The following is an 18,072-nucleotide window of genomic DNA, read 5'->3' as shown; positions in this document are numbered from 1 at the left end:
ATGTCCGGAAGGAAAAATCCTAACGTATTCTACTACAAATCGAGATGGTTACAGGGAATATAAAAGTAACTGCAGGGATTGCAAAGATTGCCCAAACCTTTCAAAATGTACTGAAAGCAAAGAACATGTAAAAATAGTAACACGTCATATATGGGCAGAGTATTTAGAAAAATGTGAGGATATCCGTCATACCATAGGAAATAAAGAAATATATGATCTGCGTAAAGAAACCATAGAGCGGATCTTCGGAACCGCAAAAGAACAACATGGTTTTCGATATACACAATATAAAGGAAAAGCACGAATGGAAATGAAAGTCGGGCTTACATATGCATGCATGAATTTAAAGAAGCTGGTAAAAATCCTGGCAAAAAAGGAGCAGAAAGTATCTGATATGCGGTGCTCTTTAATAAAAGCAACGAGAAATTTCATTCATACAGAAAAGTGGTGCTGGAGTTAAACTCCAGCACCAACTTTGTCTACAGTCTGAGATAAGGTGTACAGAGTTCTGTACACCTTATCTTTTATGTTCTTAACCGTGCATGTTTTCAAAGTGGGTAAGCGTTAAATTGTTGAGGGATGCTTGGGAGAAAAGAAAAAGATCAATATTGACAGTTTTGTATTTCTATGAAATAATATATTTAGCACGTGCGCAGGTATATGTTTGCACAAGAAGAAAAATTGAAAGATGATATCAGAAAGGCGGAACAGAAGAATGGATACAATTCAAGAACTTCAGAATTTTAGGACAAGACTGATTCAAGACATCAATATTATGTTTGACAGTATGATTTTGAAATTGAGAGAGGAACAGGATAATTCAGGTAGTGCAAGAGTTACAGCGGAAGTTAGGGAATATGAGAGTATTTATCCTCTTGCAGGTGTACCTGGAATTTTTAAAGGGAAAAAGCCAACAGGTGTCAGATTTCCAGATGGGACGAGGGTAGACGTACCGACATGGAAGAGAGTTGTTGAGGTGATTTTGCAACGATGCATTAATATCCCAGAAAAGCATGATAAACTTTTGTTGCTTAGAGGAAAAGTATCAGGCAGAGCAAGGGTACTTATATCAGAGCGGGCAGATGGAATGAGGAGTCCTTTGAAGATAGAAGATAATTTGTATGTTGAGACACATTATGATACAGAAACATTGCTGAAAATTTTAACGACAAGGATTTTAGATGTGATTGGTTATGACTACAGAGATATAACGATTACAGTGAGAAATGATTGAACAGTTATCAGGGAGGGAGAACTATGGCGGTTTCCAAAGTAAAATTAAGAATGCTTTATATCATGAAAATATTATCTGAAAAATCAGATGAAAGACATACACTTTCAGCGGTTGATATCAATCGACTGCTTCAGGACTATGGTATGGCAGCGGATCGTAAGACAATCTATAGTGATATTGAGACATTGAGAGAGTTCCATATCGATATTGTGCAAGCAAAGGGAACAAACGGTGGATATTACATCGGCAGCAGGGAATTTGAATTACCGGAATTGAAACTGCTTGTGGATGCTGTGCAGACTTCTAAATTTATTAGTTGCAAGAAGTCAAAAGAATTGATTCGAAAACTAGAAAATCTGACAAATGAATATGATGCCAGATTATTGCAACGTAATGTGTTTATTTATAATCGTCCCAAAACAAAAAATGAAACAATTTACTATAATGTGAATGAGATACATACGGCGATATTAGAAAATTATCAAATCCAATATCAATATGCGGAGTGGACAGTGCAGAAAAAGTTAGTTCCAAAGAAGAATGGAGCTGTATACATGGTGAGTCCGTGGGCGCTTACGTGGGATGATGCGAACTATTATCTGATTGCATATCATGAAACAGAAGATGTTATCAAACATTACAGAGTGGATAAGATGCAGCAAGTTCAAATTATTGAAAAAGAGCGTGTCGGCAGAGAGCGGTTCCAGAAATTTGATTTGGCTGAATTTGCAAAGAAAACATTTGGGATGTACGGAGGGCAAGATGTTGAGGTAACTTTAACTTGTTGTAATGAATTAGCTGGTGTGATTATAGATCGTTTTGGTAAGGAAACGATACTGATTCCGGTCGATGAAGAGCATTTTCGGGTACATATATTAGTGGGGGTGAGTCGGCAGTTTTTTGGATGGCTGACCGGTATTGGCAAGGAAATGAAAATTGAATCTCCAAAATTTGTGAGAGAAGAATACAGAAAATATCTGCAGGAAATTTTGCAGAATTATTAGAATGCGTAGGTGTACAGATTTTTGTACACCTTATTTTTTATTATAGAGGTATTCAAAGGAGCGATTTTTTAGGAGGGATATCTATGAAGGAAAAGTACATTACAATTGTTGGATTTAATCACTATTATGGAGTTGCACCATTTAAGATTGGGAAGAAGATTAAATGTGTCAAAGAGCCAAATAATCCATATGATGGAGAAGCAATTAAAGCTACAATGAAGCAGATAGGAACAATCGGTTATGTTGCAAATTCTCCATATACGGTTGCAACCGGAACGAAAAGCGCGGGAGGAATCGCACATAAGGTGAAAAAGAAATTTACAGTAGAAGTGATGTTTATTACAAGTTCGAAAGTGATCTGTAAAGTGGTAGACGGGTTCAAAGAAAGGAAAGGATTGGAGTTGTCGGAGAAGGAGGACTAGAAAAATTTAATACATCTCATGTTGTGGTTTGTCTTTATACACTTAAAATTAGTATATTTAAAGACAACTAATGTTGAAGTTAAAAAATTATAATAGATAAAACTTATTTATGTAATGGTATAAATAAAATATGTTGGCACTGTGCGAAATAAGTAGTAGGATATAAATATAATAATTAAACAATTCTTGCAAATATTGAAAAATAATTAGGAGGTGAAGAAAGGATATGAAGAAGATAAGTGTATTTGAGATTCGGGTTAAAGTGTATCTCCTCAAAGATATTCCATTACCGGAAATTTTGGCAAAAGAAGCGGAATATATAGATTCCGCTCTTGCGAAAAATGAAAGATGGTTAGAATATCATGAAACGAACCGATTTAAAAATTATTGTTTCGGAGGGCTGTATCCAATTGAGAAAGAGGGTGTTTATAAGAAGGACAACATATATACAGTCACAGTAAGAACGGTAGATTCAAATCTTGCTCAATATTTTTCAAAAGTATTGAGAAATCACTACACCGATTCAATGAAAGGTCTGATTGTGGAAAATCGTGTGTTGCCGAGAAAAGTGATAGGGGAGATCTATTCATTAACACCGATGATCCAGAAGTCAGATGGATATTGGAAGAATCAGATGTCTTTAGAAGAATTTGAACGACGATTGTTTGAGAATGCGGTTAAGAAGTATAATCAGTATGCGGGTAAGAAAATAGATGAGGATTTCCAGCTATATACGAATATTACATTCCTAAATAGGAAGCCAATTGCTAATGAGTACAAAGGGATTCGACTGTTGGGGGATAAAGTGAATTTGAAAATAGCAGATAATGCACAGGCACAGGAACTGGCATATTTCTTGCTGGGAACAGGACTGTGCGAGATGAATACAAGGGGATATGGGTACTGCAATTATCGTTGGCTATAACTGGGAGGTGAGAATGTGTTAAAAGATTGTCTGGAGGTTTTTGCAGAAGAATTAAAACGAACGGAAGAAAAGACAGGAGATGGGGATCAACTTATTTTGGGTAGCTACATTCCAGCAGATGGAATATATGTGGTGGTCAACAAAAGTGGAGAAGTCAGAAGTTGTTCGATCAAGTTGAATAAGAAAAGCAGAATTTTGGACCAAACTCCAAATGATAATGATTTGTTGAGAAAAATTTGTTTTTATGATTATCATAGCCGCCTTATTAGCATGCAAAAGCCTCAGGGTTCAAAAGTGATTCATTCGAATAACTATTTGTCTTTTTGGGTGAAGCAGGAAAGTTTAGAAAATGGTAAGTTGGATGAAGCTGCAATTGATCGGTATTTTGATGTATTAAAAAATCCAAGAGAGAAGTATAAAAAACCTCAGGAACGAAAATTGTATGATTATATTGTAGAACAATTAGGAGATGTCGATCAGAAGCAATTAGAAAAAAACAGAGCGTGGGTGAAAGAGAATATTTTTCGACTAGAAGATTTCGGTATTTTGTTGAACGGAAAAAACTATCTCAAAATTTTTTTTGAACAAGATAAAAAATTATATATAACAGAAGAAAAAAGATATGTAATGACAAAAATTTTTAATAATAATGATTATAATCTAGAGGTAGAAGAGAGAGTTCTAGGATTGCCAGATGATAATTTGGGGTTGAATTCCAAGAAACCTTATTTGAAGAATAAGACACGCAGAATGTCGGCGCCGTATTTAATTACACCAGAAGAAGCGGTGCTTCAGAGAAAATTTTTTGATTATCTGATGAATAAAGCAAATGCTGGAGAAACGGATCTGTATTTTGATACGACAAAAAAGAAAATTACCGCACAAAAAAAGGGGCAAATGTTTAGCAGCGATTTTACAGGATATTTTCTTCAGGTTCAAAAGGGAAAAGAAGTGGAAATTCATCACCAGGATATAATCGTTGACTATAAGTATCATTTGATAAAACCGTTTCGGTATCAGAATGTTCTCGGTTTGGAAGATAAAGAAGAGCGATACAAAGATTATAGGAATAAAACGGAATTGCAGAGCGTCATAAATGAAGTGTTATTTTCATCTTGGCTGGTTGGAAATTATTTTACAGAAGAGGATAAACTGTCTGTAGAGGGTGAATTGAAGAAAAATCTTGTATGGTTCAGAGAGGCGATTTTTGCATGGCTATACAAAGGGGTGGATGTGAATATGGACCGCGTTCTTCATAAGGCGTGCATGAATATGGTTAAGAATTCTGTTTGTAATGGATTTAAAACGAAGATGGGACAACAATTTAATTTGATGTGTTCGCTGGAAGAGTATTTTAAAGGAGAATGTAATATGGCAGCAAAATATGAAGATGTTAGAAAAAAATTGAGGGATAAAATTAATCAATCAGAGTATTGTGTGGCAGAAAGTGACAGTGAATATTTTTATGCAGTGGGGCAACTAGTGTATTATTTTATCTCGTTGAGTCAGGCAGAGAAAAAAGTACATTCTCTTGCAAATCCTTTTTTTAACGTTACAGATAACAAAGTACTTCAAAAGAAAATTACACAGTACTTTATGAAATATAATTATCGAATGGACGTGGAACGAAGGAGAGTAAATCAGCTATATGCAATTGTTTCTGACTATGTGTTGGAGGGGAAAGTTTGTCAGGAAGATATTATTGCAGGATATATAAGTAGTAATTTGGTTTATGAATCGAATAAAATAGCTAAGGAGGAAGCGTAATATGGAAAACAGAGTATATGGTGTATTAGGGATTTCTTCAATTATGGCAAATTGGAATGCAGACTTTAGTGGATATCCGAAAAGTATGTCTGACGGAACAGTATATGGTAGTGATAAAGCATTGAAATATCCTATGAAAAAGATGTGGGATAATGAAGGAAAGAAAGTGTTATATATCAAATCAATGAAATTTTCGGAGAAAGATGGATCATTAGTTCCAAAATCTTTAAAAGAACGTTATGAAGAAATCTTTAACGTGAAAGATTTAAAAGATACCAAGGATTCAAAAGAGGTTTTAACAAATCTGATGTCGGCTGTAGACGTGAAAAATTTTGGCGCTACTTTTGCAGAGGAGAAAAATAATTTTTCGATTACTGGAGCTGTTCAATTCGGTCAGGGATTTAATAAATACGAAGACACAACAGCAGAAGAACAACCTATTCTTTCTCCATTTAGAAATGCAGCTGGAGAAGGAAAGAAAAACAAAGAAAAAGTCGATGGCAAAGAACAGAAAGATACGGAGAAAAGAAATTCTTCATTGGGAACAAAGATTACAAGTAATGAAGCACATTATTTTTATCCGTTTGTGGTGAATCCGATGGCCTATAGAGAACTGGTCAATCTTGGTGTAACTGAAGGATATACAGAAGAGGATTATCAGAATTTTAAGCGGACAGCTCTGGTTGCAACGACTTCTTTTGCAACGAATGCGAAAGAGGGCTGTGAAAATGAGTTTGCTCTTTTTGTAGAAACAGAAGCAGATTTATATTTGCCGAATTTGTCAGAATATATTACCTTTGAGAAACAAGAGAAGAGGAATGTAATTGACATCAGTGCGTGTGCAGAAATTATAAATGAACTGAAAGATAGAGTGAAAAATATAGAAATTTATTATAATCCATATACGACAGAATTAGTGTGTGGAGTTGAAGAAGCAAAGCTTTACAATATTATTACGCAAAAAGAGGTGTAGGATATGAAGGCTGTAAGATTTACGCTGAGCGGGAAAAATGCGTTTTTTAAAAAGCCGGAAGTAAATGCCTATTACTATTTTACATATGGTCAGATTCATAAAGTTGCTTTGCTTGGAATGCTTGGAGCGGTTGTCGGATACGATGGGTATGCACAAAAGAAGTGGACTGTGAGAAAAAAAGGAGAAGCTCTTATAGAAGAGTATCCGGAATTTTATGAGAAGTTAAGAAAGTTAAAAGTTTCAATTGTGCCGAGAAATGAACGAGGATATATTCCAAAGAAGATTCAGACATTTAATAATTCGGTAGGGTATGCGAACAAAGACGGGAACTTGATCGTAAAAGAGCAGTGGCTGGAAAATCCTATCTGGGACATTTATGTATTGTTAGATTGTGAGGAAGCAGAGCAAATCGCGCAGATGTTAGAAAAAAATAAATGTGTTTATACACTATATTTGGGAAAGAATGACCATCTGGCTGATATTAAAAATGTTACGCTATTAGATCTTGAAAAGGTTGATTTGAAAGAAACAGAGATTTTTAGTATGTTTCCCAAATGGATAGGCGAGATAGATTTACCGGATGATGAAGATGAGATTGAAGAATTTAAGTATGAGGAAAAGCTTCCGATTCGTTTGAATGGTTATACAAACTTGTATGAGTATGATACATTTTGTTATACGAATCTTCCGATTCGTGTAAAAGAGGCGAATTTGTATAAAGATGAAAAGAAAATATTAGCATTTTACTAGAATAGAAGGTTCTGCGGGATATGCGGAGCCTTTTGTGCAAAAGGATAAGATAGAAAATTGAGGTGTGGGAAATGGAAAATTTGATGTTATCAATTAAAAAACTCATGAATTGCAGTGAAGAGTGCTATGCTCATATTTCTGCGAATGGAAAAGAAAAAGAGACGCTTTATGCTCATACACAATTGAGTCAGAAATATTGGATCCACATTTTCCGAAAAAAACATATTCATGTAATTGTAGAAAAATTTGAAAAAGAATATTTGGGACCAATTAGTGATGAGGCAAAAATATTGTTTGAAATAATGTTGGTGAATATTGTTACGTTTCATGATTTTGGGAAAGTAAATCCTATATTTCAAAAGAAGAAAATGGAACATGAATTTCATCTAGAATTAGCGCCGGATAATAATATTGGAAGTAAACACTCTATTCTTTCTTCGGTGTTTTATTTAGATTATTTCTTGGGGAAAATCAATGAACTGGAGGACAAGGCAGAAAGAGAGCTTCTAAAAGATTTTGCTTATATCAATTCTTATATTATCTCTAGGCATCATGGAAAATTAGTTGGTTTGGAACAATATTTGAAAAGTTTGTCGGGAAGAGATACGGAAGGCGAAGATTTAGGAGTCAGGGCGAGAGCATGGTTGGAAAAATGGAAGAAAGAAGTAATGGGAGAAGATAAAGTTTCTAAATTTAGAAACAGATGGGAGCGGATGCTTGAAAGAAATGGCAGGGAAGAAAATAGAAAAAGAGTTTATTTATATGGATTGACAAGGCTGTTATATTCGATGCTCATTGCTTCTGATTATTATGCGACTTCGGAATATATGAAAGGTGTAGAAATTCAAAACTTTGGAGAGATTGAGAAATGCGATGAAATCATAAACATCTATGAACAAAGCCCTGTTCAGAAAAGCATTCGAAGTTACGAGGAAACGTATTATCCTAGAAATCAAGAAGCGTTGGAGAGAGAAACGGATATAAATGTTCTTCGGACAGAATTGTTTTTGGATGCGGAATGTGAATTAAAAAAGAATATCGATGCGTCGGTGTTTTATTTGGAAGCACCTACAGGCAGTGGGAAAAGCAATACGGCAATGAATCTCAGCTTTACATTTATGAAGCAGAATGAATATATTCGAAAAATATTTTATATTTATCCGTTCAATACGCTTGTGGAACAAAACATGGATTCTATCAATAAGGTGTTTGGGGAAAACAAAGAGGTGATGGCACAAGTAGCACTTGTGAATTCTTTGGTGCCATTAAAAGAGAGGGTAGACGAAGATGAGTGGAACGGAAAAGATGAGAGTGAAAAATATCAGAGAATCTTGCTGGACAGGCAGTTTTTAAATTATCCGATCGTATTGTCAACGCATGTGATGTTGTTCCGCACGTTGTTCGGGCAGTATAAAGAGGATGCATTTGGTTTTTACCAATTATGTAATTCAGTTATTGTGCTTGACGAAATACAGAGTTATCGGAATGCTTTGTGGGCAGAAATCATTACTTTTTTCAAAGGATTTGCAGAATTACTGAATATCAAAATTATTATTATGTCTGCGACATTACCGAATTTAGAAATGCTTACAGAGAATCAGGCAAAGACGGTGCGTTTGGTAAAAGAGCGGGAAAAATATTTTAAACATCCAAAGTTTGCGAAACGAGTGGTTGCAAATTATGAATTATTGGACCAGAAAATAACACTGGATGAACTTATGAAACATATTTTAGGTAATATTGGAAATGAACAAAAAATATTAGTAGAATTTATTAAGAAAGCGAGTGCGGAAGAATTTTATAAAAAAATATTAGAGGAAAGTACTTGTCCGGTATTTTTGATGACAGGAGACAGCAGCATTCAGGATCGAAAGAAGACCATAGAGAAAATAAAAGGGCAGAAATCCGTTCTTTTAATTGCGACACAAGTGATAGAAGCAGGAGTGGATATTGATATGGATATCGGCTATAAAGATATTTCCAGACTTGATAGTGAAGAACAGTTTATGGGAAGAGTGAATCGTTCCGCAAAACGAAAAGGAATGGTATATTTCTTCGATTTAGATGATGCAGCCGGAGTTTATGGAAGCGATGATGTTCGGATTGAAGAAAAAGTTACTTTGAAAATGGATGCGATGAGAGAGGTTTTGACGACAAAAGATTTTCCTAAATTTTACGAAGAAAATATTTTGCCGGAGGTAAAAAAGCGAGGTGAGGAAGTAGATTCAAAAAAGAATTTAGAAATATTTTTTCAAGAAGATGTGCAAAAGTTAAAAATGCCGGAAATAGATAAAAAAATGCGATTAATTGATGATAATAGAAATATGCTTTCTGTATATTTGGCAAGAGAGATTACAGAAGAGAAGGGGGAGGTAATAAATGGTAGGGAAATTTGGGAAGAATATAGACAACTTCTTGAAGATGAAAAAATGGAATATGTAAAAAAAACTGTAAAGTTAAGGAACATTAGAAGTAAAATGAATGGATTTATTTATCAGCTGAGTGAAAACGCTCATTTTCAAGAGGATGAACAAATCGGTGATATTTATTATATTGAAAACGGAGAAGATTATTTTGATGAAAATGGTATTTTAAAAAGAGAACGATTTCAGGATGGTACGGATTTGTTCATTTAACTGGGGGTGTGAATATGCAAGTGAATGGGACACTGATTAATTATTATTTTCACTGCAAGAGGCAGTGCTATCTTCATGGAAATCGGTTGAATTTGGAGGATAACAGCGAACAAGTAAAAATTGGGAAAGCAATTCATGAAGAACGTGCAGAAAACTCAAAAAATTCGGAAATCGCCATAGACAATATTCGATTGGATAAATTGGCAAAAGAATATTTGACAGAAATAAAAAAGTCAGATGCGGATGCAGAAGCAGCAAAGTGGCAGTTGTTATATTATTTAAGTGTTTTGAAATCTAAAGGAATTGTTCGAAAAGGGAAGCTGGAATTTGTAGAAAAAAATAAAAAGGATAAGAAAATTGTTGTTTTAGAATTGACGGAAGAATCGGAACAGGAACTGGAATATTACATAAAAGAAATAGAAAAATTGCTTGAAGAGCCGGAACCGCCGGAGTGTATTCATAAAGCAACCTGCAAAAAATGTGCATATTATGAGTATTGTTACGTTTAGGGGGTGATATTATGGGAAGCACCAGATATATTATGTCGATGGGAGAATTAACGAGAAAAGACAATTCGCTATGTTTTCGTAAAAATGGGAGAAATGTATATATTCCGGTTGAGAATACAAAGGAGATTTATTGTTTCAATGAGGTAAGTATAAACACAAAGCTATTAGATTTTTTGGCGCAGAATCATATTATTGTTCATTTTTTTAATTATTATGGTGGGTACAGCGGAACTTATTATCCGAGAGACCATTATCTGAGTGGGAAATTGATTGTAAAACAGGCGATGAAATATCAGGAAGACCGAATGGATATAGCGCGTGCGATTGTAAAGGGAATCGGGGTTAATATTTACGAAGTGTTATACCATTACTATAAGCATGATAAAAAAGAAGTAAAAGAAAGTATCGATTGGATCAAAAAAGTGTTTTTTCCACAAGTTGAACAGACGCAGGATATCAAACGACTGTTGGCATGTGAGGGTGAAGTGTGGATTCGTTTTTATAATAATTTTAAATATTTCCTACCAGAAGATTTTATAATGAATAAACGAGTAAAACGTCCACCGGATAACCCGATGAATGCATTGGTTTCCCTTGGTAATACACTTCTATATACAAAAACAATTTCGGCGATTTATCAAACTCATTTGGACCAAAGAATTAGCTTTTTACATGAACCTTCTGAAGGTAGATTTTCATTGAGCTTAGATCTTAGTGAAGTATTTAAGCTGGTAATCGTTTTCCGAACCATTTTTGATTTGGTAAATAATCGAAGATTGCAAGTGGAAAAGCATTTTGAGAAAAGTGTAAATTATTGTATTTTAAATGAAGAAGGACGGAAAATATTTATAGAAGCATTTGAGGCACGCCTGGAAAGTGTTTTTATGCATCCAAAATTAAAACGTAAAGTATCTTATCGTACGGCAATGAAATTAGATTGCTACAAATTAATAAAAAATATTTTGGAAGGGAAAGAATTTGTTCCGTTTTCTTTGAAAGAAGGCATGTGATGAAAAAACAATTGAATTATAATTATGCATTTTTGTTTTATGATGTGGGAGAGAGGCGGGTGCAGAAAGTATTTAAGATTTGTAAAAAATATCTTTCGCATTTTCAGAAATCTGTTTTTCGCGGTGAAATGACGCCGGCGAAGTTTATACAATTACGTAAAGAACTTAATCGGGTGATTGATAAGGATGAGGATTTTGTCTGTATTATAAAATTGATGAATGATAATGTGTTCGGAGAAGAGATTCTTGGAAACGGAGGGCAGGAAACAGGCGAAGATTTAATGATATAGAAACGAAAAAGAAATCTGTAGGAAGTTTACCAGGCGGGAAAGCTGGGAAAAGTGAAAAAGTATTGTAAATACAAGGGATTTATGCAATACTAGACATTGAAAATAATATAGGCGTGGCGCTTGGTAAAAATCTGAAAAATGGCGAGAAATCAGGGCGAAAAGTGAAATGAAAAATAAAAAGCGCGGAAATGCGTTAGATAAACTACAACATGAGATGTATTGAAATCAGTTGGCAGAGTATAGTAGTGTGGCGGATTTTGATAAACTACAACATGAGATGTATTGAAATTTTTGTGCTGGGTGTTTTGCCTCTGGAATCGAACCGATAAACTACAACATGAGATGTATTGAAATTTCCGAACTCGTTTTCTGTCTGTACAACGTCTCCGATAAACTACAACATGAGATGTATTGAAATTTCTTAAAGAGTAGCTTTGTCTCCTGTGTGTTTTGAGATAAACTACAACATGAGATGTATTGAAATTCTATTATGAAAGTTATGTAAGAATCCAAAAATATAGATAAACTACAACATGAGATGTATTGAAATCAGCCTATTTGAGAAAGAGCTTACCGGGAATGAAAGATAAACTACAACATGAGATGTATTGAAATCCGAATTATGCAAACTGCAGAACGCAATTTCACAAGATAAACTACAACATGAGATGTATTGAAATTCGCTGATAGAAGTTTCTGGAATTGGAAATTTTATCGATAAACTACAACATGAGATGTATTGAAATCCTGTTTCCCCCGCGCCATCAACTCATTTGCAATCGATAAACTACAACATGAGATATATTTAACCATATTCAATGGAAAGAGCATGTAGGATGTTTTGTTAAGGAGCGTCACGAGCCTCGTGGGGAATAGAGAAAATATTTTAAAACGAAAAATAATATACAAACTATAAATGAGCAAATTTGAAAAAATGCACAAAACTATCCTGCTAATTTCATAAATGCTTCAAAATCAGCACTGGATTTTGCACACTGAAACAGATATTGATCCTTTTCCTGTTGAATGGTACTGCGAATCAATTGATATCCTTCCTGGAAAGACTGATATTTCCCAGTGCCAGACGGTTTTTACATTGTTTGAAAAATACCTCGATCGGCCATCGGCACACATAGCAGGAAAGGCTCTCTAGTGTTGATAACGCCACGTTTGTGCTGATAAAAGCACGCAGTGCCTTGGGATTTCCAAATGCCTTTTCAGGATAGCTTAAAAGAACAACTGCATTTTCTATACCATTAAGGTTTCCTTCATACCGGTGCACATAATACTTTCGGTTTTTGACTGTCACAAGGTCAAATCCCTCCTGTGTTACCGATAATTCAGCGGCAAGTTCACAGAGTTTCTTTTTCATTCCTGATGGGTATAGCAGCCGGTTTGGTTTTAAAGCTCCAATGGTATGGAATCCTTTCTGTGCAAATGTATTGATTATTTTTTCAGAAACGTACCAGCAGTCACAAAGAAAATATGACATGACCGGAGGTTCAGGCAGTTCCTTTGCAATGTTTTGTACAATATCAATTTTAGAAATGGATTTATTGTACAGTACAAAGCATAATTCAGGACAATACCGTTACAGGAAAGCATAACGGCAACTGCCTGGTGACCATAATCCTGTTTTCCCTTTAAATGGGACTGGTGGGAATATGCATCTTCAATTGGATGCAGAGCCTGTGACGAAGGCGTTGTCTTTGAAGCTATGGTATCATCCACAATACAGAAAACAGGCTTTCCGGTACGCCGTGCTTCTGAATAAATAATTTCAACCACGGAGGATTTTAAAGCATCCCCAAGTAAGGAATCATCCCATTTCCCGGAATTGAGAAAATGGGCGATTGTAGTTCTGTGGAAGGAACTGTTTTGTGCAAAGTCGGTGGTCTTCCATGATAACCTGAGATAAAAATACTGATCAGGATGCTCATGAGATGACGGATCACCCTGTTCGAAAAAGATTTGCATAAATTTAATTTCTTAAGCTGGTTGTATATGAATGTAGAATAGATACAAAGAAAAAAGTACAAGCTCTGATGGATTTGTAAAAACTGGTGTGATATGATTAAGTATATAAGGAGTGATAGCATGAAAAAGGGTAGAAATTACTTTGTAGCGATGCGTTTATTAGTACAAGCAACGACAAGTTATTTTATAAAATTTTATCCGTACAAAACAGTGTGGACAATAATATGGATTGTCAATGGAATTATACAAAGCATATCAAAAAGGGGCATTGAGCCGTGTGTTATCTCATTTGTAATCATGTTAATGCCATATATTGTGCAAGTGATTATTAAAGGACTAGATGGATTAGATGATAGGTGGAGAGTAAAGCAGTGCCTGGAAAAAGAAAGAAAAAGAGAAATATTCAAAAGTATATAGAAGATTACGTACAGAAAAACTTGAAGAAAAGGTAACAAAGAAAAATAGGGGGTACACGAAAGATGAGTGATAGCATTACCTTACATGAAATTTTAAGTCAATATCGGAAGAGCGATCTGGTGGAGATTGCAAAGCTTCATCATTTGCATGGATATTCGCAATATAAAAAGGCGCAGATGGTTGAATTTTTGTGTCGTGCACTTCTTGATGCAGATGTGATGAGGAAATATTTTATGTATTTGAGCGAAGCGGAGCTAGAATTATTGGATTCCGGCGAGAGTCAGGTTTGGATTGAATCAAACGAACATCAGTATGATTATTTGGCGGAAGGTGCCTACATCGGGATCGGTTATGACTGGGATGGAGGAGTTGTTTGTGTGCCAAAAGAGGTGCGGAAGGCATATTTGAAAAATTGTGATACGAGCTGGAAGCAAAGTCTGAACATGGATAAAAAGCTGTTAATGTATTTGAATGTGTTGTCGGAACTATATGGTATATGCTCAATTGAACAAGTGATAAATTTGTATGTGAGAGATGGCGGAAGTAAGAAGGAGCTATTTGAAGTTATTTCTTTTTGTGAAGCCATACCGGAGAATAAAAAGTATTTTGAATTAAGGGGAGAGAAGTTGATTTTAAAACTTTGGACCGACGGAAATATGTATAAGGAGCTTCAAAAAAGGCAGGAAGGCTGTTCGTTTTATGAGCCGACGAAGGAAGAAATTGAACATTTGGGGACGAAAGGATATCTTCCATTTGACAAATATATGCTGGAACTGAAGGATTTCTTTATAAAAGAAGGACATGAAGAAGAGCAGGAGGCGGAATTGCTTTGTAAGACCATTCAGATGATTATCCGCACCGGTGGTACATATGAGCATATTCGGGATGTGCTGGAAGTAGGATTTATGGATTTTGATTATATTGCGGCGAATGAAAAGTTGCAGAGACAACTATTGCGGAGAATTGACAATGTATGGGAGCATACGAATACTGTGATGAGGCGTGGGCATATGATAAAAGAAATTGTTGCGGAAGAACCGAAGAGCAATATTATTGTATTTCCGGGCAAGCGGTAAGAGAGAGGTAGATGTTTATGGCAAGTGTTGTGAAGAAGATGGAATGTTATAACATTCGAAAAAGTGTAAAGGATTTGGGGGAGGATTTAAAAGAAAAAATCAAAGCAGAGAGGGTGTGTGACGATTACAAAGTATTGGGGAATGCATTTGTAATGCTACTAAGTTTTGAGAGATATTATTGGAGAAATGGAAGCTATGCGAGTTTGACAGTGATGCTGACGGATGACGGGCAGATGCAGACGGCGGATATCGTTGGTTCTGGTGGTGGCGAAGGACTGTGGAATTTTAGTTATGGAGCAAATGCAGAGTTCGCAGATATGGCAGTAGAAGTTCTGCAGGAATATGGTTTTCAGGAGAAAAATAATGAGTGTAATAGAAATTGAGCACCTCTCGCGTGACTTTGGAGGGGGAAAGGGAATTTTTGATGTATCTTTTCAGGTCGGAGAGGGCGAAGTGTTCGGCTTTCTTGGACCGAATGGCGCCGGGAAGACAACCACGATTCGACATCTTATGGGATTTTTGAAAGCAAAATCAGGAAGCTGCACGATCAATAGTCTGGATTGTTGGAAGGAAAGTGACAAGATCCAAAAGCAGCTTGGTTACATAGCCGGGGAAATCAGTTTTTTTGAGGATATGACTGGGACGGAATTTCTTAAATTTATGCAGAAATATCGCAAACTTGGTTTCGAGAATCGCCAAAAGGAGCTTTTGGAGCGATTTGAGGTAAACCCGCAGGGAAAGATCAAAAAGATGAGCAAGGGAATGAAGCAGAAGATCGGGATTGTCGCAGCGTTTATGCACGATCCGGCGATTCTCATCTTAGATGAGCCGACAAGCGGACTAGATCCGTTGATGCAAAGTCGGTTTGTGGAACTGATAGAAGAAGAGAAGAAACGTGGAAAGACGATTTTGATGTCCAGTCATATGTTTGAGGAAGTGGAGAAGACTTGCCAGCGGATTGGAATTATACGAAATGGTAAGCTGATGGCGGTCGATTCGGTGGATGAACTTCGCAAATGTCATGTGCATTCTTATACGGTTACACTGGATAATGTGGAGATGGCGAAACAGTTTGCCAATGATTTTGACGGAATTCGTGACGGACAGAATGTGACAGTTTCCACCAAACCAAGTTTGGAGCAAATCTTTATGCATTATTATGGAGGTGAGAGCGATGATTAGTCTTCCGTTGTACAAACGAGAAATGAAAGGCAGTATCAAGGTGTTACTCATTTTTGCGGCAGTGATCACGCTCTATGTCACTGTGATTATTCGGATGTATGATCCGGAGATGATGAAAACATTGGATGATTTTGTGAAGGTTATGCCGGAACTGATGGCGGCAGTCGGAATGCATGCGGGAGCTACGAGCCTGATTGGATTTATGATATCGTATTTATATGGATTTATTTTGATTGTATTCCCGATGGTATTCTGTATTCTGCGAGGAAATGGTCTGATTGCCAAATATGTTGACCGAGGTTCTATGGTTTCTCTTGTGGCGGCACCGGTAAAACGGCAGAAGATTGCGTGTACACAGGCGAGCGTACTTATCAGTGGAGTGATTCTGTTACTTGGCTATGCGACAGTATTGGAAATCGTGGTGGCACAGGGGAGCTTTCCGAATGAATTGGAGATCGCAGAACTTTTGAAACTGAACGCTGGATTGTTTTGCCTGTTGTTATTTATTGCAGGAATTTGCTTTTTGGCATCGTGTCTGTTCTCAGATACGAGATACAGTATTGCGTTAGGTGCAGGAATTCCTGCATTGATGTATGTTCTGCAGATGCTTGCAAATGCAGGGGAAGATGCAGAGAAGGCAAAATATTTTACGTTTTTTACATTGTTTCAGCCGGAAAATCTTGTGGCTGGAAAGAGCAGCGCGCTGATGGGAGTTACTATTTTACTTATCGGTGGAATTGCGCTGTTTGCAGCAGGAATTATCCTGTTTTGCAAGAAAGATTTATATATCTAAAAAGAGACACGGGATGACATTTGTTCACTGCTGGAATATTGTTTGATTGTTTCAGGCAGCGCGGTTCGAAAAATAAGAAAAATATAATTTACAACCTGTTGCTTGTCATGTTTTTCTTTATTTACAATCCATTCCAGCAATGTCCCGGCGATTGCCTCTGTATAAAAACTACTTAAAAATGTTTCGAATTCTTTTGGAACAGTAATTTCAGTTAATTCTTCTATTTTTTTAATAACAGAAGTTGTAATTTCAATAAAGTCAGCGTAAAAAAATCGTTTCAACTCATCTCTGCCGACAGAGTAATAAATATTATTCAAAAACACATCATTTTTTTCGATATAATCCATTACAAAAAGAATTGCTTCTTCATAATCAATGATCAGATCAAAGTTTTTCACAACGTCAATCGCTTCTTGTTCTAATGTCCATTTTAATAAATCATAAACATCTGTAAAGTGATAATAAAAAGTTTTTCGATTTACATTGCAGACGCGGATCAATTCACTGACCGTCACTTTAGAAAATGATTTCTGTACAACAATTTGTTTTAAAGCCTCGGCAAATAATTTTTTAGTATTTAAACTGGTCACTTCATATTTCATTTCAAAACCTCCTGTGAATTTAGTATACAGTTGTCCGAAAAGCAAATCAATGGTTAAAAGTCCGTAATTTTCCCATCAAATAGGGGCAATTTGTCCGTATTTTACACAATCATAGTATTTTGACCGTTTATCAAGAAAATAATTCTTTTTATAATGGCTTTTGTCAGTGAAAAGGAGGTGTGCTGATAAATGGAGAAAAATATTCAACAATATTTTTACAAGATTACTTTGGTCACGCCTGCAGGAACACGATGCGGTTACTTGCAGATGAAGGTGGAAGATGGTTTGATCTCCGGATGCTGTGATATTTTGAACCATAAGAGCATGATTTCAGGAGAGCTTTTAGGTGACGGGGTATGCAAAGTGACAGGGACACTGACATCGCTTATGCAGAAATTTATATACACGGCAATCGGTTATTTTGACGATGAATCAATTGAATTGACACTGGCAGGAACAAAAAATAATTATCAGTTAACCGGAATTGCCGCAAGGAGGAATTAGT

20 protein-coding genes and 1 CRISPR repeat array are annotated in these 18,072 nt (G+C 35.9%); of the genes, 18 read left to right on the top strand and 2 right to left on the bottom strand.

The window, feature by feature from the left end:
* The 12 genes from ACTQXY_RS06750 to cas2 form a co-directional block, all read left to right on the top strand.
* Nucleotides 1-460, top strand: a 460-nt coding sequence (locus ACTQXY_RS06750; protein WP_441658850.1) for a transposase, incomplete at its 5' end; no start/stop codon positions are given.
* 255 nt (nucleotides 461-715) lie between these two features.
* Entirely contained in the window at nucleotides 716-1,234 is a 519-nt protein-coding gene (locus tag ACTQXY_RS06745; protein WP_373207468.1) for a hypothetical protein, read from the top strand.
* Nucleotides 1,235-1,257: 23 nt separating this feature from the next.
* Nucleotides 1,258-2,238 (top strand): WYL domain-containing protein, encoded by a 981-nt coding sequence (locus tag ACTQXY_RS06740; protein WP_441658849.1) that lies wholly within the window; start codon nucleotides 1,258-1,260, stop codon nucleotides 2,236-2,238.
* A gap of 83 nt (nucleotides 2,239-2,321) precedes the next feature.
* Nucleotides 2,322-2,660 (top strand): HIRAN domain-containing protein, encoded by a 339-nt coding sequence (locus ACTQXY_RS06735; protein WP_441658848.1) that lies wholly within the window; start codon nucleotides 2,322-2,324, stop codon nucleotides 2,658-2,660.
* 226 nt (nucleotides 2,661-2,886) lie between these two features.
* A complete protein-coding gene (gene cas6, locus ACTQXY_RS06730) occupies nucleotides 2,887-3,585 on the top strand; it encodes a CRISPR-associated endoribonuclease Cas6 (protein WP_441658847.1) in 699 nt (232 codons plus the stop codon).
* A 15-nt stretch (nucleotides 3,586-3,600) separates the two neighbouring features.
* Nucleotides 3,601-5,352 carry a CRISPR-associated protein gene (locus ACTQXY_RS06725; RefSeq protein ID WP_441658846.1) on the top strand — a complete coding sequence of 584 codons (1,752 nt, stop codon included), beginning with the start codon at nucleotides 3,601-3,603 and terminating at the stop codon, nucleotides 5,350-5,352.
* A gap of 1 nt (nucleotide 5,353) precedes the next feature.
* Nucleotides 5,354-6,325: a type I CRISPR-associated protein Cas7 gene (locus tag ACTQXY_RS06720; protein ID WP_441658845.1), complete on the top strand. Its 972-nt coding sequence runs from the start codon at nucleotides 5,354-5,356 to the stop codon at nucleotides 6,323-6,325.
* Nucleotides 6,326-6,328: 3 nt separating this feature from the next.
* The gene (cas5b, locus tag ACTQXY_RS06715) at nucleotides 6,329-7,075 is read left to right on the top strand and encodes a type I-B CRISPR-associated protein Cas5b (protein WP_441658844.1); all 747 of its coding nucleotides are present in this window, start codon (nucleotides 6,329-6,331) and stop codon (nucleotides 7,073-7,075) included.
* Between the two features lie 71 nt (nucleotides 7,076-7,146).
* Nucleotides 7,147-9,711 carry a CRISPR-associated helicase Cas3' gene (gene cas3, locus ACTQXY_RS06710; RefSeq protein ID WP_441658843.1) on the top strand — a complete coding sequence of 855 codons (2,565 nt, stop codon included), beginning with the start codon at nucleotides 7,147-7,149 and terminating at the stop codon, nucleotides 9,709-9,711.
* A gap of 14 nt (nucleotides 9,712-9,725) precedes the next feature.
* On the top strand, nucleotides 9,726-10,220 hold the full coding sequence (gene cas4, locus ACTQXY_RS06705; protein WP_441658842.1) for a CRISPR-associated protein Cas4: 495 nt from the start codon (nucleotides 9,726-9,728) through the stop codon (nucleotides 10,218-10,220).
* Nucleotides 10,221-10,231: 11 nt separating this feature from the next.
* Nucleotides 10,232-11,230, top strand: coding sequence for a type I-B CRISPR-associated endonuclease Cas1b (gene cas1b / locus ACTQXY_RS06700; RefSeq protein WP_441658841.1), 999 nt, complete (start codon nucleotides 10,232-10,234; stop codon nucleotides 11,228-11,230).
* A complete protein-coding gene (gene cas2 / locus ACTQXY_RS06695) occupies nucleotides 11,230-11,520 on the top strand; it encodes a CRISPR-associated endonuclease Cas2 (RefSeq protein WP_441658840.1) in 291 nt (96 codons plus the stop codon). Before cas1b ends, cas2 begins: the two co-directional genes overlap by 1 nt.
* 196 nt (nucleotides 11,521-11,716) lie before the next feature.
* Nucleotides 11,717-12,331: direct repeats of the CRISPR family, unit length 30 nt; unit sequence GATAAACTACAACATGAGATGTATTGAAAT.
* A gap of 228 nt (nucleotides 12,332-12,559) precedes the next feature.
* Here cas2 and ACTQXY_RS06690 read toward each other — a convergent pair.
* Nucleotides 12,560-13,042 carry a transposase gene (locus tag ACTQXY_RS06690; RefSeq protein ID WP_441658853.1) on the bottom strand — a complete coding sequence of 161 codons (483 nt, stop codon included), beginning with the start codon at nucleotides 13,040-13,042 and terminating at the stop codon, nucleotides 12,560-12,562.
* A gap of 575 nt (nucleotides 13,043-13,617) precedes the next feature.
* On the opposite strand from ACTQXY_RS06690, the gene ACTQXY_RS06685 reads away from it, so the two are divergent.
* From ACTQXY_RS06685 to ACTQXY_RS06665, 5 genes are all read left to right on the top strand, one after another.
* A complete protein-coding gene (locus tag ACTQXY_RS06685) occupies nucleotides 13,618-13,914 on the top strand; it encodes a hypothetical protein (protein WP_441658839.1) in 297 nt (98 codons plus the stop codon).
* A 62-nt stretch (nucleotides 13,915-13,976) separates the two neighbouring features.
* Nucleotides 13,977-14,990, top strand: coding sequence for a hypothetical protein (locus ACTQXY_RS06680; RefSeq protein ID WP_441658838.1), 1,014 nt, complete (start codon nucleotides 13,977-13,979; stop codon nucleotides 14,988-14,990).
* Nucleotides 14,991-15,001: 11 nt separating this feature from the next.
* On the top strand, nucleotides 15,002-15,373 hold the full coding sequence (locus ACTQXY_RS06675) for a DUF6054 family protein (RefSeq protein WP_004612894.1): 372 nt from the start codon (nucleotides 15,002-15,004) through the stop codon (nucleotides 15,371-15,373).
* Nucleotides 15,354-16,172, top strand: a complete 819-nt coding sequence (locus ACTQXY_RS06670) for an ATP-binding cassette domain-containing protein (RefSeq protein ID WP_441658837.1) — start codon at nucleotides 15,354-15,356, stop codon at nucleotides 16,170-16,172. Before ACTQXY_RS06675 ends, ACTQXY_RS06670 begins: the two co-directional genes overlap by 20 nt.
* Nucleotides 16,165-16,965: an ABC transporter permease gene (locus ACTQXY_RS06665; protein WP_441658836.1), complete on the top strand. Its 801-nt coding sequence runs from the start codon at nucleotides 16,165-16,167 to the stop codon at nucleotides 16,963-16,965. Before ACTQXY_RS06670 ends, ACTQXY_RS06665 begins: the two co-directional genes overlap by 8 nt.
* On the opposite strand, the gene ACTQXY_RS06660 is transcribed toward ACTQXY_RS06665, so the two are convergent.
* On the bottom strand, nucleotides 16,962-17,567 hold the full coding sequence (locus ACTQXY_RS06660) for a TetR/AcrR family transcriptional regulator C-terminal domain-containing protein (protein WP_441658835.1): 606 nt from the start codon (nucleotides 17,565-17,567) through the stop codon (nucleotides 16,962-16,964). The two genes, ACTQXY_RS06665 and ACTQXY_RS06660, sit on opposite strands and share 4 nt — an antisense overlap.
* Before the next feature lie 189 nt (nucleotides 17,568-17,756).
* On the opposite strand from ACTQXY_RS06660, the gene ACTQXY_RS06655 reads away from it, so the two are divergent.
* The gene (locus ACTQXY_RS06655) at nucleotides 17,757-18,071 is read left to right on the top strand and encodes a hypothetical protein (protein ID WP_412397785.1); all 315 of its coding nucleotides are present in this window, start codon (nucleotides 17,757-17,759) and stop codon (nucleotides 18,069-18,071) included.
* Nucleotide 18,072 lies beyond the last annotated feature (1 nt).

It is taken from the genome of Faecalimonas sp. LCP19S3_D12 (assembly GCF_052121495.1).
Classification (GTDB): domain Bacteria; phylum Bacillota; class Clostridia; order Lachnospirales; family Lachnospiraceae; genus Faecalimonas.
The sequence above is the reverse complement of the archived record's forward strand: the minus strand, read 5'-3'. Positions and strand labels throughout refer to the sequence as shown.